The sequence below is a fragment of the Silvibacterium dinghuense genome (assembly GCF_004123295.1).
GTDB lineage: Bacteria > Acidobacteriota > Terriglobia > Terriglobales > Acidobacteriaceae > Silvibacterium > Silvibacterium dinghuense.
The window spans coordinates 397,866-422,543 of sequence record NZ_SDMK01000004.1 but is presented as its reverse complement, the minus strand read 5'-3'; the positions used below and the strand labels follow the sequence as shown (position 1 = coordinate 422,543).

11 protein-coding genes are annotated in these 24,678 nt (G+C 62.8%); 10 read left to right on the top strand and 1 reads right to left on the bottom strand.

Features of this window, described 5'->3' with window-relative positions; translation table 11 throughout:
* Positions 1–4 precede the first annotated feature (4 nt).
* The 6 genes from ESZ00_RS17805 to rpoC all read left to right on the top strand — a co-directional run bounded on the left by ESZ00_RS17805 (position 5) and on the right by rpoC (position 12,322).
* Positions 5–601, top strand: coding sequence for a hypothetical protein (locus ESZ00_RS17805; protein ID WP_129209741.1), 597 nt, complete (start codon positions 5–7; stop codon positions 599–601).
* 86 nt (positions 602–687) lie between these two features.
* Positions 688–1,398 (top strand): 50S ribosomal protein L1, encoded by a 711-nt coding sequence (rplA, locus tag ESZ00_RS17800; protein WP_129209740.1) that lies wholly within the window; start codon positions 688–690, stop codon positions 1,396–1,398.
* 110 nt (positions 1,399–1,508) lie between these two features.
* On the top strand, positions 1,509–2,039 hold the full coding sequence (gene rplJ / locus ESZ00_RS17795) for a 50S ribosomal protein L10 (RefSeq protein WP_129209739.1): 531 nt from the start codon (positions 1,509–1,511) through the stop codon (positions 2,037–2,039).
* Positions 2,040–2,287: 248 nt separating this feature from the next.
* The gene (gene rplL, locus ESZ00_RS17790; RefSeq protein ID WP_129209738.1) at positions 2,288–2,665 is read left to right on the top strand and encodes a 50S ribosomal protein L7/L12; all 378 of its coding nucleotides are present in this window, start codon (positions 2,288–2,290) and stop codon (positions 2,663–2,665) included.
* An 818-nt stretch (positions 2,666–3,483) separates the two neighbouring features.
* The gene (gene rpoB / locus ESZ00_RS17785) at positions 3,484–7,968 is read left to right on the top strand and encodes a DNA-directed RNA polymerase subunit beta (protein WP_129209737.1); all 4,485 of its coding nucleotides are present in this window, start codon (positions 3,484–3,486) and stop codon (positions 7,966–7,968) included.
* A gap of 160 nt (positions 7,969–8,128) precedes the next feature.
* The gene (rpoC, locus tag ESZ00_RS17780) at positions 8,129–12,322 is read left to right on the top strand and encodes a DNA-directed RNA polymerase subunit beta' (protein WP_129209736.1); all 4,194 of its coding nucleotides are present in this window, start codon (positions 8,129–8,131) and stop codon (positions 12,320–12,322) included.
* A gap of 256 nt (positions 12,323–12,578) precedes the next feature.
* Here the strand turns inward: rpoC and ESZ00_RS17775 are convergent, their stop codons facing one another.
* Complete coding sequence (locus ESZ00_RS17775) at positions 12,579–13,202, bottom strand: FMN-dependent NADH-azoreductase (RefSeq protein WP_129209735.1); 624 nt, start codon at positions 13,200–13,202, stop codon at positions 12,579–12,581.
* A gap of 532 nt (positions 13,203–13,734) precedes the next feature.
* On the opposite strand from ESZ00_RS17775, the gene ESZ00_RS17770 reads away from it, so the two are divergent.
* The 4 genes from ESZ00_RS17770 to ESZ00_RS17755 all read left to right on the top strand — a co-directional run bounded on the left by ESZ00_RS17770 (position 13,735) and on the right by ESZ00_RS17755 (position 24,502).
* Complete coding sequence (locus ESZ00_RS17770) at positions 13,735–17,538, top strand: TonB-dependent receptor (protein WP_129209734.1); 3,804 nt, start codon at positions 13,735–13,737, stop codon at positions 17,536–17,538.
* Between the two features lie 717 nt (positions 17,539–18,255).
* The gene (locus ESZ00_RS17765) at positions 18,256–19,779 is read left to right on the top strand and encodes a sulfatase family protein (RefSeq protein WP_129209733.1); all 1,524 of its coding nucleotides are present in this window, start codon (positions 18,256–18,258) and stop codon (positions 19,777–19,779) included.
* Between the two features lie 72 nt (positions 19,780–19,851).
* Positions 19,852–23,127: a TonB-dependent receptor gene (locus tag ESZ00_RS17760; protein ID WP_129209732.1), complete on the top strand. Its 3,276-nt coding sequence runs from the start codon at positions 19,852–19,854 to the stop codon at positions 23,125–23,127.
* A 418-nt stretch (positions 23,128–23,545) separates the two neighbouring features.
* Entirely contained in the window at positions 23,546–24,502 is a 957-nt protein-coding gene (locus ESZ00_RS17755; RefSeq protein WP_129209731.1) for a formylglycine-generating enzyme family protein, read from the top strand.
* Positions 24,503–24,678 lie beyond the last annotated feature (176 nt).

Genomic DNA, 24,678 nt, shown 5'->3' with positions numbered 1-24,678 from the left:
CCTGTTGCCCCCAGCGCGTCTGCGTTTCTGGCTCCCCAACTGGCCTGTCCTTCTTGCGGCAATCCTCTTTCTGGCCGCTGCCGCAGCGAATCTTGCCCTGATCCTGCGGGCTACGCACGGCGATCAGCTCTTCATCCTCGACGACGCCTACATCCACGCCGCCATTGCGAAGAACCTTCTGCTGCGCCATCTCTATGCGCCTTCGCCGGGGCCGTTCGCTACCGCCTCTTCGTCCATTCTGTGGCCGTACCTGCTGGCGCTGGTCTTCGCCGTCTTCGGCATGCACATGTGGCTGCTGCTGGCGATGAACCTGCTGCTCGGGCTTGCCGTGCTCTGGCTGTGCCATCGCATCTGGCGCGCGTGGGCTCCCGACGGCACTGCGGCCTATGAACTGCTGGCGCTGCTGGCTGCCGCGCTCGCAGAAGAACTGCAGGTTTCTCCGCTGCGCAGGCCGATGAAACGGTCCTGCTCCGGCCGAAATGACGACCCTTTCTCGTGGCTCTATGTGGATACGGCCTGGGTCGGATTGCCTCCATCCGTGGGGAAATATGCAGATTTCTCCCCGGGAATGGCTTGCATGGCGAAAGAAATCTGTGGATAATCAAAAGACGTGCCCGTATCTCTGCGGGTGCTTATACACCACGGCCGGCATGCAGCAGCGTCCGCGCGGTGGGAGACAGAGGAAGTATGTCGAGAAAAGTAAGCAAGAACGTCGCCAAGGCGCGCGCGGCCGTTGAGCCCCGCCCTTATACGCTTCAGGACGCAGTGCCGCTCCTGCAGCAGGTCAAGTTTGCCAAGTTCGATGAGACCGTCGATCTCACCCTTCGCCTGGGTGTCGACCCCCGCCACGCCGACCAGATGGTCCGCGGCACGGTGGTTCTGCCCCACGGCCTCGGTAAGACCAAGCGCGTGGCCGTGATCACCTCCGGCGACCGCCTGAAGGAAGCCGAAGCAGCCGGTGCGGAGTTCGTCGGCGGCGAAGATCTGGTCGAGAAGATCCAGAAGGAAAGCTGGACCGATTTCGACGCCCTGATCGCGACCCCGGACATGATGCGTTCGGTCGGCCGTCTCGGTAAGGTGCTCGGCCCCCGCGGCCTGATGCCGAACCCGAAGACCGGTACGGTGACCGCCGATGTGGCTGCCGCCGTCAAGGAAATCAAGGCCGGTAAGATCGAGTTCCGTACGGACAAGACTGCTCTCGTGCACGTTCCGGTGGGCAAGCTTTCGTTCCCCGTGGAGAAGCTGATCGACAACGCCATGACCGTCATCACCAGCGTCGTGCGCGCCAAGCCTTCGGCTGCCAAGGGCAAGTACATCAAGGGCATCACGCTCAGCTCGACGATGGGCCCCGGCATCCAGCTCGACGGCGCCGTAGCCGATACCGCCGCCAAGGCATAAAGACAGCCTCTAGCTTCTAGCTCCTAGCCGCTAGCAAGCCATCATGAGGCGCATGATATTGATTTTCAAATACTTAGCTAAAGGCTAGAAGCTAAGAGCTAGAGGCTATTATGGCATTGACTAAGGCAAAGAAGGCGGAGAAGGTCGCAGCGCTGACGGCGGAGCTTGAGAGCTCCACCAGCGCCATCGTTGGCACCTTCGCCAAGCTCACCGTGGCGCAGGATTTCGAGCTGCGCAAGACCGTTCGCGAGGCCGGCGGCCGTTATCGCGTACTCAAGAACAAGCTTGCGGCTCGCGCCTCGAAGGGCAGCCAGATCGAAGACGCGCTCCAGGGTCTGAAGGGCGTTTCGTCCGTGGCCTACACCAGCGGCGACCCGGTCGCGCTGGCCAAGGCGCTCGCCAAGTTCGTCGAAGACAACGCGCAGTTCACCTTCAAGCTCGGCATCGTTGACGGCAAGGTCATCAACGTGGACGAGGTCAAGTCCCTGGCCACCATGCCGGGCAAGGAAGAGATCTTCGCCAAGCTGCTCTACCTCATCAACGCTCCGGCCCAGCGCCTGGCCACGGTCATCAACGCGACCGGCCGCGATCTGGCCGTCGTCCTCGGACAGGGCGTCGAGAAGGAAAAGTTCGCAAGCTAGAAGTTCAGCTTTTAGCTGCTAGCTCCTAGCTTTTAGCTCCGATACGGCCGCCGCTCACTGCGGTGCCAGAGAACTAGCTAGCAGCTAGAGGCTAAAAGCTAAGAGCTGCTTTACAAGATTCGCCGCAGTGCTTCTTCGAGGTGTGTCGGTCTGGGCACATCGGAAACCTCGGGGCGGGGCGAGCGGCAACCGGCGGGCAAGACCCTCCGGCGCAGTACAAAATTCGATTCAAAAGTGGAGAAACTATCATGGCCGATTTACAGCAGTTGGAAGATCAGATTGTCAGCCTGAGCCTGCTCGACGCAGCCGCTCTGGTCAAGAAGCTTGAAGAGCGCCTCGGCGTCTCGGCCGCGGCTGCTGCCCCGGTTGTCGTGGCTGGCGGCGGCGCTGCCGCGGCTGCTCCGGCTGCCGCCGAGCAGACCGAGTTCACCGTCATCCTGAAGGATGCCGGCGCGAACAAGATCAACACCATCAAGGCCGTTCGCGAAGTCACCGCCCTGGGTCTGAAGGAAGCCAAGGACCTGGTCGACGGTGCTCCGAAGCCTCTGAAGGAGAACGTCAGCAAGGAAGACGCCGAAGCCATCAAGAAGAAGTTCGACGGCGTCGCCACCATCGAGATCAAGTAAGTGATCGGGGCGCAGGGCTCAGTCCTTCGGGCTTTTGCCTGACTGGAAACTGAGCCCTGAGCTCTGACGGCTGTTCTCGAGCAAGTTGCATGCCAAAGCGGAACGCGCTATGCTAGACAAGGTGCGTTCCGCTTGGCTGTCTTTGTATGTTGGGGGCTTGCGGCGGCGGGGGAACGCGGTTTTCGCTCTTCTTCAGCAATCCGGCGGGTAAAACTACGGACTTGGCAGCATAGGGAGTCCGGTTGACCGTGCGCGCGGGAGAACGGCGCTCAATTTATTCCGATGGAATCGTCCATCGGCCATCCATAGGATACTCGGCGACCCTGTGGAATGGAATCGGAATCGGAAGTCAGGCGGCGAGCACGCAGTATCGGCAACAAAGCGGGAAACGATAATTCTGTCAGGTTTGAGTGAACAAGTCGGTTGTTACGCTCGTGGGACGTGCTGTCCCTACGAGCCTATTTCCGTTTTGTCGGCAGAATCCTGTTCTTCCGCCAGTGCCTCGCGCCTTCTGACTTCTCTTCCCGTTCAGCCTTAGCAGTTTCTGACTACCTCCGTGGGACGATTCTTCGTGCCCGCAGGTTGTCCGCAGCAAAACGGAAGGTTACGCCCACCGTACCTCCCGTGCAAGCACACCGGCTTTGCCCGCTCCCCGCAGGGCACGCCGGATAAGAAAGAAACGCGGCGTCTCCTCCGGACGGGGCGGAGAAGGCAGATTTCGCGTGCAGTGGCAATACAGGTCTCACCGCATGACTCGAGCGGTGCCGGCCTTTCCGGAACATCGGAACCTCGTGTCGACGAGTCTTGAGGAGTGAAGCATGTCCAACGAGAATCGCGCCCTACGCAGCCGTCTCGACTTTTCCAAGATTCCTACAGCGATCCAGATTCCTAACCTGATTGAAGTGCAGCGCCGCTCCTATGAGCGCTTCCTGCAGATGGACAAGCTGCCCTCGGAGCGCGAAGACAACGGATTGCAGTCCGTCTTCACCTCCGTGTTTCCGATCACCGACTTCCGCAACATCTCGCAGCTTGATTTCGTCGACTACTCCATCGGCAACTGGGAGTGCAAGTGCGGACACCTCAAGGGACTCCATCACCTGCGTACGGCCTGCGTCCATTGCGGCAACATGGTCATCACCGACCCGTTCCATCCCGGCGACGTGCTCTGCTCGAAGTGCGGCACCTACAACAAGAACACGCCCGACTTCTGCAACAAGTGCGGTGACCCTGTCGGTCTGCAGCTGAAGTACGACCAGGCGGAGTGCGAAGAGCGCGGCATGACCTACTCCGCGCCGCTGAAGGTGACGGTCCGCCTCACCATCTACGACAAGGATGCCGAAACCGGCGCCAAGACCATCCGCGACATCAAGGAGCAGGAAGTCTTCTTCGGCGACATCCCGCTGATGACGCAGAACGGCACCTTCATCGTCAACGGCACCGAGCGCGTCATCGTTTCGCAGCTCCACCGTTCGCCCGGCGTCTTCTTCGAGACCGCGAACAACCGCACCTACTTCCTGGGCAAGATCATCCCCTACCGCGGTTCGTGGGTGGAGTTCGAGTACGACCAGAAGAACACGCTTTACGTTCGCATCGACCGCAAGCGTAAGTTCCTGGGCACCATCTTCCTGCGCGCCCTCGGCCTCAAGGCCGACGACGAGATCCTCAAGACCTTCTACACGGTCGACAAGGTCAACGTGAAGGACGGCAAGCTCTTCTGGGCCGTCGAACAGGATGCCGAGAAGGCCACGCACCTGCTCGGTGTGAAGCCGGCGCACGCCATCGTACACAAGGGCGAAGAGATCGCCCATGCCGGCCGCAAGGTCAGCCCCTCGGTGCTGCGCGCGCTGCGCAACAATCAGATCGCCGAAGTCGAAGTCGACACGCCTGAGCTCGACGGCGCCGTCACCGCGGCCGACGTCATCGACACCACCACCGGCGAGGTCTTCCTCGAGGCCAACCAGGAGCTCACCGCCGACAAGCTGCACAAGATCATCGAGAGCGGCGTTTCGCAGATCGAGATCTTCTTCCCCGAGCGCGATGACGTGGGCAACATCATCACCAACACGCTCCGCCGTGACTCGGTGCGCAAGCCGGAAGAGGCGCTCATCGAGATCTACCGCAAGCTGCGTCCGGGCGACCCGCCGACCCTCGACACCGCGACTGCCCTGTTCGAAGGCATGTTCTTCGATCCGCGCAAGTACGACTTCTCGCGCGTGGGCCGTCTCAAGTTCAACATCAAGCTCTACGAGAATGGCGAGCACACGCCTCTTGACCGTCGCACCCTGACGCCCGAGGACTTCTACTCGACCATCAAGTACCTGCTCAAGCTGCGCAAGAACATCGGCGTGGTGGATGACATCGATCACCTTGGCAACCGTCGCGTCCGCGCGGTCGGTGAGCTCATGGAGAACCAGTTCCGCATCGGTCTGGTCCGCATGGAGCGCGCCATCAAGGAAAAGATGAGCGTCTACCAGGAGATGTCGACGGCCATGCCGCACGACCTCATCAACGCCAAGCCGGTCATGGCCGCCATCCGCGAGTTCTTCGGCTCCTCGCAGCTCTCGCAGTTCATGGACCAGACCAACCCGCTGTCGGAGATCACGCACAAGCGGCGTCTCTCCGCCCTTGGGCCTGGCGGTCTGTCGCGTGAGCGCGCCGGTTTCGAAGTCCGCGACGTGCACCCGACGCACTACGGCCGTATCTGCCCGATCGAGACGCCGGAAGGCCCGAACATCGGTCTGATCAGCTCGCTGTCGTGCTTCGCGCGCATCAACGAGTACGGCTTCATCGAGTCGCCCTACCGCCGCGTCGCCAGCGGCCGCGTGCTGGACTTCGTCCAGATCACCAACGCCGGCGAGAGCGGTCTGCGCGTGGGTGACCACATCGAGAAGTCCGAAGCCCTCAAGCTGAACCAGAAGCTGAAGGCGGAGAAGAAGCGTCACATCGAGTACGATCCCTTCTCCTTCTACCTCTCGGCGTGGGAAGAAGACCGTCACACCATCGCCCAGGCGAACATCGCCCTGGACGATGAGGGCAACATCACCGAAGAGCTGGTCAACGCTCGTCGTCAGGGCAACTTTGTCCTCGTCGATCGCAGCGAAGTCGATTATGTCGACGTCAGCCCCAAGCAGCTGGTCTCCGTCGCCGCTTCGCTCGTGCCCTTCCTCGAGCACGACGACGCGAACCGCGCGCTGATGGGTGCGAACATGCAGCGCCAGTCGGTGCCGCTGCTCGTCTCCGAGGCTCCGCTGGTCGGTACCGGTATGGAAGGCGTCACCGCCCGCGACTCGGGCGCCGTCATCCTTGCCCGCCGTAACGGCGTGGTCGATTCGGTCGACTCCGAGCGCATCATCATCCGCGTCGAGGGCGAGCATCACCCCACGCAGATGTCGCGTGAGGTCGGTTCGGACATCTATACGCTGATCAAGTTCAAGCGCTCCAACCAGAACACCTGCATCAACCAGAAGCCGATCGTGCGTCACGGCGACCGGGTGGTGAAGGGGCAGGTCATCGCCGACGGTCCCTGCACCGAGCAGGGCGAGCTCGGCCTCGGCCGCAACGTGCTGGTGGCCTTCATGCCCTGGCGCGGTTACAACTTCGAGGACGCGATCCTGATCTCCGAGAAGCTGGTGCGCGAGGATTACTACACCTCCGTCCACATCGAGGAGTACGAGATCGAAGCCCGCGACACCAAGCTGGGCCCGGAAGAAATCACCCGCGACATCCCCAATGTCAGCGAGCATGCGCTGCGCGATCTCGACGAGAGCGGCATCATCCGCATCGGTGCCAAGATCAAGCACAACGACATCCTCGTGGGCAAGGTGACGCCCAAGGGCGAGACCCAGCTGACGCCGGAAGAGAAGCTGCTCCGCGCCATCTTCGGCGAAAAGGCCGGCGACGTGCGCGATGCTTCGCTCACGTGCCCCCCGGGCATCGAAGGCACCATCGTCGACGTCCGCATCTTCTCCCGCAAGGGCCAGGAGAAGGACGAGCGCGCCAAGCAGATCGAAGCCGAGCAGGTTGCAGACCTCGAGAAGAACCTGGCCGACGAAATCCGCATTCTCACCGACGAGCGCCTCAAGCGTCTCGAAGCCATCCTCGGCGGCAAGGTCGTTCTGGCTGACCTGCACGATGAGCGCACCAACAAGCGCCTCCTCGTGAAGGACGCCGTGCTCGACCGCGACACCATCGAGCGGCTCTCGACCAAGAACCTCAAGCGCATCCGTTACAACGACAAGGATCCGCGCGTGAACGAGCAGATCGACGAGATCGAAGAAATGACCTCGCGCCAGATCGACGTTCTCCGCAAGATCACCAACGAGAAGATCAGCAAGCTGCAGAAGGGCGACGAGCTCTCCCCCGGCGTCATCAAGCTGGTGAAGGTCTACATCGCCATGAAGCGCAAGCTCTCGGTGGGCGACAAGATGGCCGGCCGCCACGGGAACAAGGGTGTGATCGCGCGTATCCTCCCCGAGGAAGATATGCCGTATCTGCCCGACGGTACCCCGGTCGAGATCGTTCTGAATCCGCTCGGCGTGCCTTCGCGTATGAACGTCGGTCAGATCCTCGAGACCCACCTCGGATGGGCGGCTCATGAGCTCGGCGCGCAGGTGGCCGAGATCGTGAAGCAGCATCAGGACGCCAATGCCATCCGCGAGGTCTTCAAGGAGCGCTTCGCCGGCACCGCTGCTCTGCGCCAGCTGCTCGAGCTCGACGACGAGCAGGTGCGTCGCGTGGGCCTCGGCATGCAGCGCGGCATCTGGTTCGGCACCGCGGTCTTCGACGGCGCGCAGGAAACCGAGATCAAGGCGCTGCTCACGGCTGCGGGTCTGCCCACCTCCGGCAAGACGCATCTCTTCGACGGCATGACGGGTGACCAGTTCGAGCAGCCGGTAACGGTCGGCTACATCTACATGCTCAAGCTGTCGCACCTGGTCGACGACAAGATCCACGCGCGCTCCATCGGGCCGTACTCGCTCATCACCCAGCAGCCGCTGGGCGGCAAGGCGCAGTTCGGTGGCCAGCGCTTCGGAGAAATGGAAGTGTGGGCGCTCGAAGCATACGGCGCCGCCTACATCCTCCAGGAGCTGCTCACTGCCAAGTCCGACGACGTCTATGGCCGTACCAAGATCTACGAGGCCATCGTCAAGGGCGAGGCGGCGATCGAGCCGGGCGTGCCCGAGTCGTTCAACGTGCTCATCCGCGAGCTGCAGTCGCTCTGCCTGGACGTGGAGCTGATCAAGATGACCGGCACCGGCGAAGCCAAGAAGCTTCCCCTGCCGACTCTCGCGGCCGCCGACTAAGAAAGGCAGCTTTTAGCTCCTAGCTCCTAGCTTTTAGCTAAAAGCCCGCCAGCCAGGATGAACGGGGCTTACCGCGTAAGTAAGCCCCGATGCAAAGAACCAAGAGAAACAGGCTAGAAGCTAGTAGCTAGAAGCTAGAAGCTGGCCAAGGAGGAACACCTTGTACCGTTCCAGCCCATTTGAACTGTCAGGACCGATCACGGACTTCGACGCGATCCGCATTCAGCTTGCATCGCCGGAAAAGATCCGCAGCTGGTCGCACGGCGAAGTCACCAAGCCGGAAACCATCAACTACCGTACCTTCAAGCCGGAGCGCGACGGTCTCTTCTGCGCCCGCATCTTTGGCCCCGTCACCGACTGGGAGTGCCTCTGCGGCAAATACAAGCGCATGAAGCACCGCGGCGTCATCTGCGACAAGTGCGGCGTCGAAGTCACTGTCTCCAAGGTTCGCCGTGAGCGCCTCGGCCACATCGAGCTGGCTTCGCCCTGCTCGCACGTCTGGTTCTTCAAGGGCCTGCCGTCGCGTATCGGCCACCTGCTCGACATCTCGCTGCGTGACCTCGAGAGCGTGCTCTACTTCGAGTCCTACGTTGTCGTCGATCCGGGCGACTCGCCCACGCGCGAGCGCGAAATCATCAAGGACGAGACCCGCTTCCGCGAGCTCGATGCCCAGTACCGCCCCACCGGCTTCAAGGGCATGATGGGCGCCGAGGCCATCAAGGAGCTGCTCAAGCGCGTCGCCGTCGACGAGCTCTCGATCGAGCTGCGCGAGCGCATGAAGCAGGAAACCTCCCTGCAGAAGCGCCTCAAGTACGCCAAGCGCCTCAAGGTCGTCGAGGCCTTCCGCAAGTCAGGCAACAAGCCGCAGTGGATGATCCTCGACGTGATCCCGGTCATTCCCCCCGAGCTGCGTCCGCTGGTGCCGCTCGATGGCGGCCGCTTCGCCACTTCGGACCTGAACGACCTGTATCGCCGCGTCATCAACCGTAACAACCGCCTCAAGAAGCTCATGGACCTCCATGCGCCTGAGGTCATCGTGCGCAATGAAAAGCGCATGCTGCAGGAGGCCGTCGACGCGCTGTTCGACAACGGCCGCCGTGGCCGTGTGCTGCGTGGCGCCAACAACCGTCCGCTCAAGTCGCTCTCCGATACGCTCAAGGGCAAGCAGGGCCGCTTCCGTCAGAACCTGCTCGGCAAGCGCGTCGACTACTCCGGCCGTTCGGTCATCGTGGTCGGCCCCGAGCTCAAGCTGCACCAGTGCGGTTTGCCCAAGAAGATGGCGCTCGAGCTCTTCAAGCCCTTCATCTATCACCGCCTCGAGCAGACCGGCCACTGCACCACCATCAAGCAGGCCAAGGAAATGGTGGAGCTGCAGGAGCCCGTGGTCTGGGACATCCTCGAAGAGGTCATCAAGGATCACCCGGTCCTGCTGAACCGCGCCCCCACCCTGCACCGCCTCGGCATCCAGGCCTTTGAGCCCGTGCTCGTCGAAGGCAAGGCCATCAAGATCCATCCGCTGGTCTGCACCGCGTTCAACGCGGACTTCGACGGCGACCAGATGGCCGTGCACATCCCGCTCTCGCCCGAAGCGCAGGTGGAAGCCAGCGTGCTCATGCTCGCGGCGCACAACATCCTGTCGCCGGCCTCCGGTCAGCCGATCACCGTGCCTACCCAGGACATGGTGCTCGGTCTCTACTACCTGACCAAGGCCAAGAAGGGCACCAAGGGTGAAGGCCGCGTCTTCGCGAACATCGAGGAAGTGCTCATGGCCCTCGATGCCAAGGAGCTCGAAACCCTCACCCCGATCCGTCTGCGCTACACCGGTCCTGTCCTCGACATGACCACTGCGTACGACGATCAGGACATCACGCACACCGAAGCCGTGCAGTACGAGAAGCAGTACATCTCGACCACGGTCGGCCGCGCCATCCTCAACGATGCGCTGCCGGAAGGTATGCCCTACGTCAATGGCCTGCTCAAGAAGAAGGGCATTGGCCAGCTGGTGAACTACTGCTACCTGAATCTCGGTCTCGAGATCACGGTGAAGATGCTCGACCGCATCAAGGAGCTGGGTTTCCAGTTCGCGACGCGCTCGGGTCTCTCTGTCGGCCTCGACGACATGGTCATCCCGGACACCAAGTACCCGGTCGTCCGCGACGCCGAGAAGCAGCGTTTCGCCGTGCAGCAGCAGTACCTCGATGGTGCGATCACCAACGGTGAGCGCAACAACAAGGTCATTCAGCTCTGGTCGACCGTGACCGAGCGCGTTGCCGACGAAATGTTCAACAACATGAAGAACGCGGACAAGGAAGGAGCCATGAACCCGATCTACATCATGGCCGACTCCGGCGCCCGTGGTTCGAAGCAGCAGATTCGTCAGCTCTCCGGTATGCGCGGCCTGATGGCCAAGCCCTCCGGTGAAATCATCGAAACGCCGATCACCGCGAACTTCCGCGAAGGCCTCACCGTGCTCGAGTACTTCATCTCGACCCACGGCGCGCGTAAGGGTCTGGCCGATACGGCGCTCAAGACCGCTGACTCGGGCTACCTCACCCGTCGTCTCGTCGACGTGGCGCAGGACGTCATCGTCAGCGAGCTCGATTGCGGCACGGTCGAAGGCATCTACGTGACCCCGATCATCGAATCCGGCGAGATCATCGAGCCGCTGCGCGACCGCATCATCGGCCGCGTCACGCTCGAGCGTCTCAAGGACTTCGAGGGCAACGTCATCGTCGACGTGAACCAGGAGATCAATGAAGACTCCGCCTCGGCCATCCAGGCTGCGGGTATCGAGCGCGTCAAGATCCGCTCGGTCCTCACCTGCGAATCCAAGCGCGGCGTCTGCATCCTGTGCTACGGCCGTAACCTCGGTTCGGGCCGCCTGGTCGAGCTCGGCGAAGCGGTCGGCGTCATCGCCGCGCAGTCCATCGGCGAGCCCGGCACGCAGCTCACCATGCGTACCTTCCATATCGGTGGTACGGCATCGCGCGTCTCCGATCAGTCGCGCCTCGACGCCAAGAACAACGGCACCGTGCGCTTCATCAACCTCGTCACCGTCCGCTCCAAGCAGGGTGACCTGGTCGCGATGACCCGTTCCGGTTCGATCGCTGTGATTGACGACCGTGGCCGTGAGAAGGAGCGCTACCAGATCGTCTACGGCGCCAAGCTCAAGGTCGAGGACGGCGCTGCCGTCGAGCTCGGTCAGGTGCTTGCCGAGTGGGATCCCTACACCTTCGCCATCCTCACCGAGATCGGTGGCACGGTGCAGTTCAAGGATCTGCAGGAAGGCATCACGCTCAACGAAGAAGTCGACGAAGTCACCGGCCTGTCGCGTCTGGTGGTCGCCGAGGCTCCCGATGAAAAGCGCCAGCCGGCGATCATCATCAAGGGTGCCAAGGGCAACAAGCGTTACCTGATGCCCTCGCGCGCTCACCTCATGATCCAGGACGGAGACGAGGTCTTCCCCGGCGATATCCTGGCCAAGATCCCGCGTGAAACCACGCGTACCAAGGACATCACCGGTGGTCTGCCCCGCGTCGTCGAGCTCTTCGAAGCCCGTAAGCCGCGCGAAACCGCCATCATCAGCGAGATCGATGGTGTGGTGAAGTTCGGTGAAGTCACCAAGGGTCAGCGCAAGATCTACGTCACCGCGGATAACGGCGAGGAGAAGGAATACTCCGTGCCGCGCGGTATCCACGTCAACGTCCAGGAAGGCGAGCGCCTGCGTGCCGGCGATCCGCTGATGGATGGTCCGCTCAACCCGCACGACATTCTCGCCGTCCTCGGTGAGAAGGAACTGCAGGGCTACCTGGTGAACGAAATCCAGGAAGTCTACCGGTTGCAGGGCGTGGCCATCTCGGACAAGCACATCGAGACGATCGTTCGTCAGATGCTGCGCTGGGTGAAGATCGAGGAAGTCGGCGACACCAACTTCCTGCTCGAACAGCAGGTCGACAAGTTCCGCTTCCGCAACGAGAACGAGCGTGCGATCGCGGAAGGTGGCCGTCCGGCCATCGGTCGTCCGCTGCTGCTGGGCATCACCAAGGCCTCGCTCTCGACCGACAGCTTCATCTCCGCGGCGTCGTTCCAGGAGACCACGCGCGTACTGACGGAGGCGTCCATCAACGGCGCCATCGACAACCTGCGCGGTCTCAAGGAGAACGTCATCGTCGGCCGTCTCATCCCCGCCGGCACCGGCATGGAGTACTACCGCAACATCCAGCTCTCCCCCGAGCTCGAAGAAGCGGCCGTACGCGTCCAGGCCGAAGTCCAGACTGCCTTCGAAGAGGCCGAGCGCGAGCTCGAACTCATGCGGCAGGAAGGCGAAGCCGAGGAAATGGCCGCGTCGGAGTAGTTCGTCGCAGTTACGGTTACAAACAACAAAGCCCGGCCTTTTGGCCGGGCTTTGTTGTTTCTGGAAAGCTTCGCTTTCCAATAAAAAACCTGTCATCCCGACCGAAGCGAGCCGCAGGCGAGCGCAGCGGAGGGACCTGCTGTTTCCTCGCAGCGGCAAGAAGCCGGGTGGGGTGCCACAACAATCGTTTCAGGCTAAACATAAAGAGAGGGCCGCTTGCGCGGCCCTCTCTTGTGTCCAGCAGTAAGGCGCAGGCTTAGCCCAGGTGAGCGGCCACCGCTTCTTCATATGGCTGCAGGAAGCTTTCGCGGTTGGTCTCGGGATTGCGCAGCGCGGCGGTGCCGCCGGCGGTGATGAACTTCACATCGGTCACGCCCAGGAAGGCGAAGACGGTGCGGACATACGGCTCGACGAAGTTGAACGACTCATATGCGGTGCCCGGATCGTACTTGCCGCCGGTGGCCACTAGGAAGGTGATCTTCTTGTTCTTGAGCAGACCCTTGGGGCCTTCGGCGCCGTAGGAGAAGGTCTTGCCTACGCGGGCGATCAGGTCGATCCACAGCTTGGTCACGCCGGCGATGCTGAAGTTGTGCATGGGCAGGCCAATCACCAGCTCATCGGCCTTTTCGATCTCGGCGACCAGCTCATCGGAAAGCGCCAGCAGCTGCTTCTGTTCCGGCGTGCGGGCTTCTTCCGGCGTGTAGGCTGCGGCCACCCACTCGGCGGTCAGAGGCTTCAGCTCGGTCTTGTTCAGGTCGCGGGTGACCACCTGGCCACCGTGGTGCTTGGCCGACCACTTCTCGACAAACTGGTCGGTGAGATGACGGGAGACGGAAGCCGCGAACATCGGGCTCGAATCGACACGAAGCAGGACAGACATGGATATTTCCTCCGGCATATGCAATCACATCACATACGCCTGAGTGCATTCCACCACGACGCATGTTGTCTATTCAACAGATGACGGTTAAATGTGCAAGGATGCGGGAATTTTTCGATTCTGCAGATTTCTTCTGCAAATACGGTATCAGGCAGAGAGGGGCGCTTGTTCCCCTACTCAAGTTAAAACCGGCTTGAATGGGCCACTGCTGATATTCCCACCGGTGCACGCTCGCGACCAGAGGGAGCGGGAGCCGAAGGCGCAACGCCCGGACGGCCAGTCCCCCTGCGCGCAGCAGCTTCTCCCCACTCAAGCCAACAGCGGGCTTGAATGGGCCACCGTCGATATTCCCACCGGTGCACGCTCGCGACCAGAGGGAGCGGGAGCCGAAGGCGGTATCGCCCTGCGCGCAGCAGGATTTTTCGTGGGGATGCAATAAAAGCTTCATCCCACGGGGTGTTTTGGATATAAACACTGCACGCGTCTGTAAGAACGCTTCCCCGCAGATCAGTTTTCTTTTTGAGAGGCCTCCATGCGTTTCAGAAAGCATTTCTACGTTCTCGTGATCGGTGTATTCCTTCTTACTGCCTGTCGCTACGCCATGGCGCAGGCAACGACCTCTCTGGGCGGCCGTGTGACCGACAGCAGCGGTGCCATCATCCCCGGCGCGACCGTCAAGCTCACGCTGGAATCCACCAGCGCCACGCGTGTGAACACGACCAACAGCAGCGGCGAATTCCAGTTCTCGCAGCTCAAGCCCGGCCGATATGACCTCACTGTCTCCATGGGTGGCTTCCAGACCGCGGAGAAGACCGGCATGGACCTGCTGGTGAGCCAGCCGGCGACGTTCAACGTCACGCTGGGCGTGGCCGCCGTGACCCAGCAGGTGGAGGTGACGAGCAACGTGCAGCCGGTGCTGAACACCACCGACGCGACCATGGGCAATGCCTTCCAGGGCAAGCAGGTGGAGTCGCTGCCGATCGAAGGCCGCAACGTGCCCGATCTGCTCAGCCTCCAGCCCGGCGTCACGTACATGGGCCGCACCGACGATCAGAACGGCACCAACGCCGTCGGCAACAACGCGAGCGACTCGCGCAGCGGCGCGGTGAACGGCGGACGCAGCGACCAGTCGAACATCACCCTCGACGGCGTCGACGTGAACGATGTCAACAACGGTTACGCCTTTACCAGCGTGCTGCGCGTCACGCAGGATTCGGTGGCCGAGTTCCGCGTGACGACGAGCAATCCCGATGCCGATGCCGGCCGCTCCTCCGGCGCGCAGGTGGCGCTGGTCACGCGCAGCGGCGGCAACCAGCTGCACGGCGCGCTCTACGAATACAACCGCAGCAATCTTTTCGAAGCGAACGACTTCTTCAACAAGCAGCAGCAGCTTGCCGCCGGCGAGCCGAACACGCCGCCCAAGCTCATCCGCAACGTCTTCGGCGGAGCTGTGAGCGGGCCCATCCTGAAGAACAAGGCCTTCTACTTTCTGAACTACGAAGGCCAGCGCGACACCGAGGGCGAGAGCGTGAACGCGGGCGCAGTGCCTACCAGCTCCTATCGTGCCGGCAATCTGCAGTACGAATATCTGAATGCCTCCGGCGCCGATCAGACCTACCTGCTCACTCCCGCCGACATCCAGTCGATGGACCCGCAGAACATCGGTGTGAACCAGGCGATTCTCAAGATCTTCAACGCCTATCCCGCAGGCAACGACACGACGCAGGGCGACGGCCTGAATACCATCGGCTATCGCTTCCCCTACACCATCAAGCGCAGCTACAACACCTACATCGCCCGCCTGGACTGGAACATCACCTCGAACGGCAGGCACACCGCCTTCTGGCGCGGCAACCTGCAGAATGACGATGAGCCCTCTGCGCCGGCCTTTCCCGGCCAGCCCGCATCCACCAGCACGCTCACCAACAACAAAGGCTTCGCCGCGGGTTATACGTTCCTGATCACTCCGAACCTGGTGAACAACTTCCGCTACGGCCTCACGCGCCAGGGCGTCGATAACGCCGGCATCTCGAATGAGCCGGAGGTCTATCTCGCCGCGGTGGCCGAGCCGGAATCCTTCAGCCGCTCGCTCTCCTACATCATTCCGGTGCAGAACATCGTCGACGATCTCTCCTGGACCCGGCACACGCACAACCTGCAGTTCGGCGGCAATATCCGCCTCATCGACGATCGCCGCAACAGCACGGAGGACTCCTTCCCCGACGCGCAGATGAACCAGGGCTGGCTCTCGAACGGCTCGACCGTGGCTAACAGCGGCGGCCCCTTCGATCCGCCGGTCTATGGCTTCCCGGCCGTCGATTTCTCCAACTACGGCAATGAGTACAACAGTGCGCTGCTCGGCATCACCGGCATCCTCACCGAGGGCGACGCGATCTACAACTACGACAAGCAAGGCACGGCGCTGGCCATCGGCGCGCCGGTCAAGCGCGACTACGGCTGGAAGGAGTTCGAGTTCTACGCGCAGGACTCATGGAAGGCGCTCAAGAACCTGACCCTGACCTACGGCCTGCGCTACTCCTATTTGCAGACCCCGGCGGAGAAGACCGGCACGCAGGTCGGCTCCTGCATGATGAGCAACGGTGTCTGCCAGCCCTTCTCGCTCAGCAGGTATTACGACGAGAGCGCGGCATATGCGGCTGCGGGTGAGGCGGCAAACAATGTCGGCGAAATTTCCTTCGACCTGAACGGCCGCTACAACCACAAGCCCGATTTCTGGACGCCGGAGAAGGGCGACTTCGCTCCGCGCTTCGCCTTCGCCTTCAGCCCCATGCCGGAGTCGGGCTTCTTTCATCGCATCTTCGGCAACGGCAAGACCAGCATCCGCGGCGGCTACTCGCTGGTCTTCGATCACTTCGGCGCGGCCACGGTGAACACCTTCGACACCAGCGGCTCCTACGGTCTCTCGTCCGATCTCTCCAACTCGCCGGGCTCGGTCTACATCGGCACGGCGCCGCGCTTCACCACGCTCTATGACATCCCGTCGAGCATTCTGCCCGCCGCGCCCGCCGGTGGTTTTCCCGCTACGCCCGCGAGCACGGACTTCGCCATCAGCTGGGGGCTCGACTCGGCGATCAAGACGCCGTATTCGCACCTGGTCGATTTCTCCATCGGCCGCGAGCTGGGCAATGGCTCGTCGCTGGAGCTCTCGTATGTCGGCCGCTTCGCGCATCGCCTGCTGACGCAGGAGGACGTGGCCATGCCGACCAACATGGCCGCGGCCGGCAGCACGTATTTCGCCGCCGCGCGCCAGCTCGCGCTGCTCTCCCGCTCCGGCACCCCGGTGAGCGCGGTGGGAGAGATTCCTTACTTCCAGCAGGTCTTTTCTGCGCTGAACGGTGTCGATCTCGGCTATGGAGCGGGCGCCGTCACCGCGACGCAGAACGTCTACCAGATCTTTCAGCAGAACATCTACAACGAGACCTACGCGCTCTATGAGCTGGACGTGCCGGACTCGCTCAGCGGCGCGGGTGTCAACCCGAATCAGACGTATCCGTCCTATCGCTTCTATCACGATCAGTACTCGGCGCTGTATGCGTGGCGTTCCATCGGCTACTCGAATTACAACGCGCTCGAAGCCGTCTATCGCCAGCGCTTCGGCGCGGGGCTCGAGGCCGACTTCAACTACACGCTCTCGAAATCGATGGATCTCACCTCGCAGTCCGAGCGCCTGGCTACCTCCGGCGCGACCAACTACGCGCAGATCATCAACAGCTGGATGCCCAACCAGCTCTACGGCGTCTCCGACTTCGACGTGCGGCACCAGATCAACTCCAACTACATCTGGGATATTCCCGTCGGCCGCGGCAAGAAGTTCTTCGCCTCGGCCAACCGGCTCACGGATGAGTTCGTAGGCGGCTGGACGACCACCGGCATTCTTCGCTGGACGAGCGGCTTCCCCTTCATGATGGACAACGGAGCCTACTATCCGACGAACTGGGACATCGAAGGATGGGCGGAGCAGATCGCGAAGATTTCGGGCAAGGCTGCCGCGCGCGGTCATCTCACGCAGCGTTTTGCCGATCCGGCTGCGGTCTTCGCGGCCTTCGATCATGCGCTGCCGGGCGAGTCCGGCACACGCAATCCCATGCGCGGTGACGGCTACTTCTCCTGGGATACCGGTCTCGACAAGACCTTCCCTATCACGAAGAAGACCAATCTCCAGTTCCGCTGGGAGATGTTTAACATCACAAACAGCGTGCGCTTCGATTCGCACTCCATCAGCTCCACGCTCGACAACCCGCAGAACTTTGGACAGGCCACCACCCTGCTCACCAACAAGCGCCTCGCACAGTTCTCCGCAAGAGTGGAGTTTTAACGTCTTTTCTCACGTTGTCATCCCGACCGAAGCGAGACGTTTTTGTCTCGCGAAGTGGAGGGACCTGCGGCACCGGGTGCCCCCACATCTCGTTCTGTTCGAGATGTGGGTCATGCACCGCGAAGGTTCGTGCTTCCCCACACAAGCCAACAGAAGGCTTGTACGGGCCACCCGGGGAAGTTCGTACTTCCCGCCCAAGCGGAGCTTGGACGGGGCACCCGATTCCGTCTCCACTCGGTACATTCCAAATCGCGACCAAAGGGAGCGGGGGCCGAAGGCGAAAGGCCGCACGGCCAGTGCCGCGACCAAAGGGAGCGGAGGCCGAAGGCAAAAAGCCGCGCGGTTAGTGCCGCGACCAAAGGGAGTGGAGGCCGAAGGCGAAAGGCCGCACGGCCAGCGCCGCGACCAAAGGGAGGGGGGGCCGAAGGCGCAACGCCCGGACGGCAGTCCCGCCCTGCGCGCAGCAGCCGTTGACGCCTGTCGCGCCGGGATAGTAAAAGCGAAGCATGTCCTGTTGTCGGAAATCCTGTTGTTGTCGCGCCTCCAGGCGTGCGGGCAGCCGAGGAGTCTCTTTCTCCGCGAGTTTGTAGATGGACATGGCTCGAATTTCGAGCACGATCTCTCCGCCCGCCTTTCGCTGATCGCGAGGCGGGTTTTCTCTTGTCTGCAGCCGGAGTTTTTTTGCGCTCCGCTTCGAAACCCTTAGAGGTACGCAGCATGAATCGTCGTCACTTCCTGGGCATGGCCTCATCCGCTGTTGCCGCCGGCACGCTCGCAAACGCTCCTCTCGCCGCCGCGCAGAAGTCCAGTGCGCGGAATGCCGACCATCGTCCGAACTTCCTCTTCTTCATTGCCGACGATCTCATGTTTCGCACCATCGGCAGCCTCACCAACCCTGAGGTGCACACGCCGAACATCGATCGCCTGGCGGCGCGCGGCTGCGCCTTCACGCACTGCTTCCACCAGGGCTCGTGGACGGGCGCGGTCTGCGTGGCCAGCCGCACCATGCTGAATACCGGCCTCACCACCTTCAAGGCGCATGCCATCAGCAATGAGAATCAGGCCGGCGACGTTGCCACCTGGGGACAGACGCTGCGCGCCGCCGGCTACGACACCTACATCACCGGCAAGTGGCATCTCGATGCCGTCTTCCTGCAGCGCTCCTTCGCGGAGCAGGGGCCGGTCGGCCCCGGCTATCTGCCTTCCACCAGCGATATGTACAACCGCCCCGCGCCGGGCAATCACTGGGACCCCGCGAACGAGCAGCTCAAGGGCCACTGGCTCATGACCAGCCTGGTTGAAAACGAGAAGCCGGGCAGGATCGAGCACTCCAGCTCGCTCTATGCCGATGCCGCCGTCGAGCACCTCACCACGCAGGTCGCGCATCGCCAGACACCCTTCTTCATGTATGTCGGCTTCAACGCGCCGCACGATCCGCGCCAGGCTCCGCAGGAATTCCTTGATATGTATCCGGTGGATAAGATTGCCATTCCGCCGAACTTCCTGCCTGAGCATCCCTTCGACCAGGGCGAGCACAAGACGCGCGACGAGCTGCTCGCGCCCTTTCCGCGCACCGAGCTCGATGTGCAGACGCATCGCCGCGAGTACTACGCCATCATCACCCACATGGATCGCCAGATCGGCCGCATCCTCGACGCGCTCGAAGCCTCGGGCAAGGCCGGCAACACCTACGTCATCCTCACCGCCGATCACGGCCTCGCCGTCGGCGAGCACGGCCTGATGGGCAAGCAGAACCAGTACGAGTGCAGCATGCGCATGCCGCTGATCCTCGCCGGGCCGACCATCCCCAGGGGCAAGCGCGTGGACGAGATGGTCTACCAGCACTCGATGTTCGCCACCACCTGCGAGCTGGCCGGCGTCTCCGTGCCCGAAACCGTCGGCTTCCCCAGCCTCGTGCCCATGCTGCATGGCGAGCCCCAGCCTATGTATGACGCGATGTTCGGCTGGCTCGAGGCGGTGCAGCGCAGCGTCCGTACCAAAACGCACAAGCTCATCTACTACCCCAAGATCGAGCGCTATCAGCTCTTCGATCTCGCTCAGGACCCATGGGAGATGCACGATCTCAGCGACGATCCGCAGCATGACGAGCTCAAGCTGCAGCTCGTTGCGCGCCTGCGCGCCATGCAGCAGGAGCTGGGCGACACCATCACCGTGCCCGATCCGCCCCGGCGGTCCGCATCCGTTGTCCCTGCGCCGGAGAGCTGTTGTAGCCAGGCCTGAGCGCATTCCCGCAAACCGGGCGGGACGCCTGCCCGGTTGCCCTTCCACCCGATTCACCTTTTGTGAGGCTTTATGTCTACCCCATTTCGCGGCCGCATCGCCGCCTTCGCGCTTGCAGTGCTTGTTGCTCCTTCTCTGCATTTCGTCTTCGCTCAGACCTCCACCGGCAGCCTGAGCATCGTCGTTACCGACTCCACCGGAGCCACGGTCAACCATGCACAGGTCACCATCGTCGGTACGGATACCGGCGCCGTCGTCCGCACGCTCGAGACCAACGATCACGGCATCGCCGAGGTGCCTTCGCTGCAGCCCGGCCGCTATAACGCGGATGTCACCGCGCCCGGCTTCGAGTCCATCCATCGCGATGCCGTGAATGTCTCCACCGGCGAAGCCGTAAGCCTCAACCTCGCGCTCTCCGTCGGCCGCTCGGAGCAGGTCGTCACCGTCACCGGCGACGCACCGCTGCTCGAGACCAGGTCCGACACCATCGCGCAGGTGGTCTCCTCGCGCACGCTCACCGAGCTGCCGCTGCAGGGACGCAACTATCTCGATGCGGCCAGGACCATCCCCGGCACCACGCCCGAGGCCGCGGGACGCGACCTCACCTTCGTCGCCTACGGCAACTCCGGCCTGCAGAATGCCTTCCTGCTCGACGGCGCGCGCAACGTGAACTACCTCCGCGGTCTCGACAACGATGCCCGCGACATGGTGCGTCCGCCCATCGATGCGCTGCAGGAGTTCACCGTGCAGACCAGCAACTTCTCCGCCGAGTTCGGAGCCTCGGCCGGCGCGGTCGTCAACGCCATTACAAAATCCGGCACCAATGAGATTCACGGCTCGGCCTATGAGTTCATCCAGAACAACGAGCTGAACGCGACCAACTACTTCGCCACCTCGAATCCGCTGCTGGTGCTCAACCAGTACGGCGGCTCGCTCGGCGGCCCTATCCGCAAGGATCACGCATGGCTCTTCGGCGCCTACGAGGGCTATCACGATCGCGTGGAGTCGACCTCCAGCACCACCGTGCCGACGGCGCTGCAGCGCGCCGGCGACTTCGGCACCACGGCCATCTACGATCCCAGCACCACCGAGGGCACCGGCACCACCGCCACGCGCACGCAGTTCGCGCAGAACAACATCCCCAATGAGCGCATCAACGCCATCGGCCAGCAGCTGGTGGACTGGTACCCGCTGCCCAATGACGGCGGCGACCTCTATCGCCGCAATGTTCCCGAGCGCATCGACAAGCGCAACGGCGTGGTGCGCGGCGACGTGCAGCTGGGTGCGAATGACAGCGCCTTTGCCCGCTACTCGCGCGTCAATGCCGTGACCTCGCAGGATGCGACGCTGCCCGCTCCCGCGCAGGACCCCGGCCAGCAGAACATCGACTCTTCGGGGGTCGGCGTCGGCTACACGCGCATCTTCGGCCCTACGCTCATCAACGACTTCCGTTTCTCATGGACGTCCATCTCCATCGACTCCGACAGCACCGTCGCCCGCGACCCGATCATCACCGGCAGCCTCGACTCCCAGATCGACAGCGGCACGCCCTTCTTCAGCGTCTCCAATTACGCCCAGCTCGGCGCCATGGCCGGCTGCTGCGGCAACGCGCCGCTGCGCAAGTCCTCCGGCGTATGGGACTGGTCGGATAACATCTCGAAGTCCATCGGACGCCACGTGCTCAAGACCGGCGGCGAGTTTATGCTCATCCGCCCGACCACCTTCGCAGCCTCGAACGGCCGCAGCACCTTCGGCTTCGACGGCGTCTTCACCCAGAACCCCGGCGCGCGCAGCAGCACCGGCAACGCCGTCGCCGATCTGCTCCTTGGCGACGCGGATACTCTCACCACCGGCACCGTGGCCGAGGCCATCGAGCGCGGCTGGTTCCTCGGCGGCTACGTCACCGATCAGTGGACCGTCACGCCCTCGCTCACGCTGAATCTCGGCCTGCGTTACGAGTACGCCGCGCCTTACATCGAAACCCAGAATCACATGGGCAACTTCATCCTCGACCAGGACAGCCCGCTCTACGGCCAGCTCATCTTCTCCGGGGACAGCCGCCTGCCGCGCGGCCTGCTCTACGGCGACACGAACAACATCGCTCCGCGCATCGGCCTCGCCTATCGCGTGCCCGGCGTGAAGGACATGACCGTGCGCCCCTCCTACGGCATCTTCTATGCGCAGGACGAGGGCACCGGCGTCACCAATCGTCTCACCGACAACCCGCCCTTTTACGGCTATGGATCGGAGACCATCAGCAGCGATCAGCTCAATCCCTCCACCGGCTTCGTGCTCAGCTCCACGGCCTCCATCCCGCGTCCCACGGCAATTTCAGCCTCTGACTTTACGCTCGTGCCCAGCGCGACTTCCACGCTGGTCAGCTGGCCGCTGCACTTCCAGATGCCCTACGTCGAGGAGTGGAGCCTGAGCGTGCAGAAGCTCCTGCCGGGAGGCCTGCTCTTCGAGGCCAACTACGTCGGCAACCACGGCGTGCAGCTCGTCGGCCTCGGCCAGGGCAACCAGCCCACCGTGCTCAACTCCACCACCGTGGCCTCGCGCCGTCCGCTGGCCAAGTACACGGATGCGCCGGTGAAGACCGTCGGCAACTGGAACGCGAGCAACTACAACGGCCTTTCCGCCAAGCTCGAAAAGCGCTTCGCGCACGGCATCGGATTCCTGAACTCGTTCACTTATGGCCACGCCTTCGACATCATCAACCCGGCCATGGATCTCTGCGATACCTGCGGCGCGGGTGACACCATCCAGAACAACTACGACAAGAACGCCAACTACGCCTCATCGGACAACGACGTGCGCCTGCGCTACGTGCTCAGCGGCGTGTGGGAGCTGCCCTTCGGCCGCGGCCGCGCATATCTGAACAACGCGCGCCTGCTCTCCACCGTGGTTGGCGGATGGGCGCTCTCGCCGATCTACAGCTATCAGACCGGCCTGCCCTTTACGCCCAGCATGAGCTACGACGCAGCCAATGCCGGCACACTCACGCGGCCCACGCAGCTCTGCAACGGCAACAGGAACGCGCCGCACACCACCACCGAGTGGTTCAACACCGCGTGCTATGTCGATACCGCTTCGTACACCTTCGGCAACGCCAGCCGCAACGGCCTGCGCGCGCCCGGCACCGACCAGCTCAACCTCAGCCTGCAGCGCAATTTCCCCATCACGCGCTGGCACCAGTCGAACCTGAACATCCGCCTCGATGCCTTCGACGCGCTGAACCATCCCATCCTCAGCGCGCCGACCGCCGTCGTCGGCAACAGCCTCAACGGCCAGATCACCTCGGCCTCCAACCCGCGCCAGCTGCAGGTCGCGGCCCGATACACGTTTTAGGACTGTCCGGCCAGGCCTTTCGCCTTCGGCCTCCGCTCCCGCTGGTCGCAATCCGGGAGTGTTGCCGGGTGCCCCACGTCTCGATTTTGAGACGTGGGATCGTGCTATCCACCAGATACACTCCGTCATCCCGGCCGAAGTGGAGGGACCGCGGTTGTTTTCACCGCGAACAGGACTGCAGGGAGCTTGTATCAGGACACGGCTTCAGCCGTGCCATAAAAAAGATCTTGGAAATGGGGCTTTAGCCCCTGAGATCTGGCTCGTGCAGGGGCTGAAGCCCCTGCATTCAGGCACCCTGCGGCACGACTGAAGTCGTGCCCTGATACACCCACTGCCTCGGGTGCCCCACCTATGCCAGCTTCGGGCATGGGTGGGGCACCCGGCATATCATCCAAAGAAGACACATGAGCCCCAAAGCATGAGCGAAGACAAACCCAGCTGCTGCACCCCCGGCCGAGCCTCCAACTTCGTCACGCTCATCCCTGCGCTCGCTCCTGCGGCACAGGCGTCGGAAACCGGCGCCATGATTCCCCTCCCCGGCGGACGTTTCCTCATGGGCACCGACTACCCCCACGGCTTTCCTGCTGACGGCGAAGGTCCGATCCGTCCCGTCGAGCTCTCGCCCTTCGCCATCGATATCACGCCGGTGACCAACGCGCAGTTCGCACGCTTTGTGGAGGCCACCGGCTACCTCACCGAGGCCGAGCGCTATCAATGGTCCTTCGTCTTCTGGCTGCATCTGCCCCGCGAGCGCTTTGCGGAGCTGGTCGCCGACACTGCTGCCGCCGCGCCCTGGTGGTGCCAGGTCTTCGGCGCATCCTGGCGCGCGCCCGAAGGTCCGGGTTCGAACATCGACAGCCGCGCCGATCATCCCGTGGTGCACGTCTCCTGGAGCGACGCGCAGGCCTTTGCCGCGTGGGCAGGGAAGCGGCTGCCCACCGAAGCCGAGTGGGAGTTCGCCGCGCGCGGCGGTCTCGAGCAGAAGCTCTATCCCTGGGGAGACGAGCTCACGCCCGACGGCAAACATCTCTGCAACATCTGGCAGGGGCAGTTTCCGAATCACAACACCGAAGAGGACGGCTACAGCGGTACCAGCCCGGTCGATGCCTTCCCGCCTAACGGCTACGGCCTCTCTTCGCCGGTCGGCAACGTGTGGGAGTGGTGCGCGGACTGGTTCAGCCCCGCGACCGCATCGGAGCAGGCTGCGAACCCGCAGCCCAATCCCACCGGCCCTGCGAACGGTGAAGCCAAAGTGATGAAGGGTGGATCGTTCCTCTGCCACGCCTCCTACTGCAACCGCTATCGCGTCGCCGCCCGCACCTCGAATACCCCGGACAGCTCCACGTCGAACATCGGCTTCCGCTGCGCGCGGTGAGCGAGGGTGTAGGGAATAGGGTATAGGGAATAGGGTGTAGAACCCCGGGTGCCCCACGTCTCGATTCTGAGACGTGGGAGAGCACGACCCCTGTCAAACAAAAACAGTGGACGGGTAGCCCATTCAAGCCCGGTTTTGGCTTGAGTGGGGCAGCACGATTCCCTGACAAACAAAAA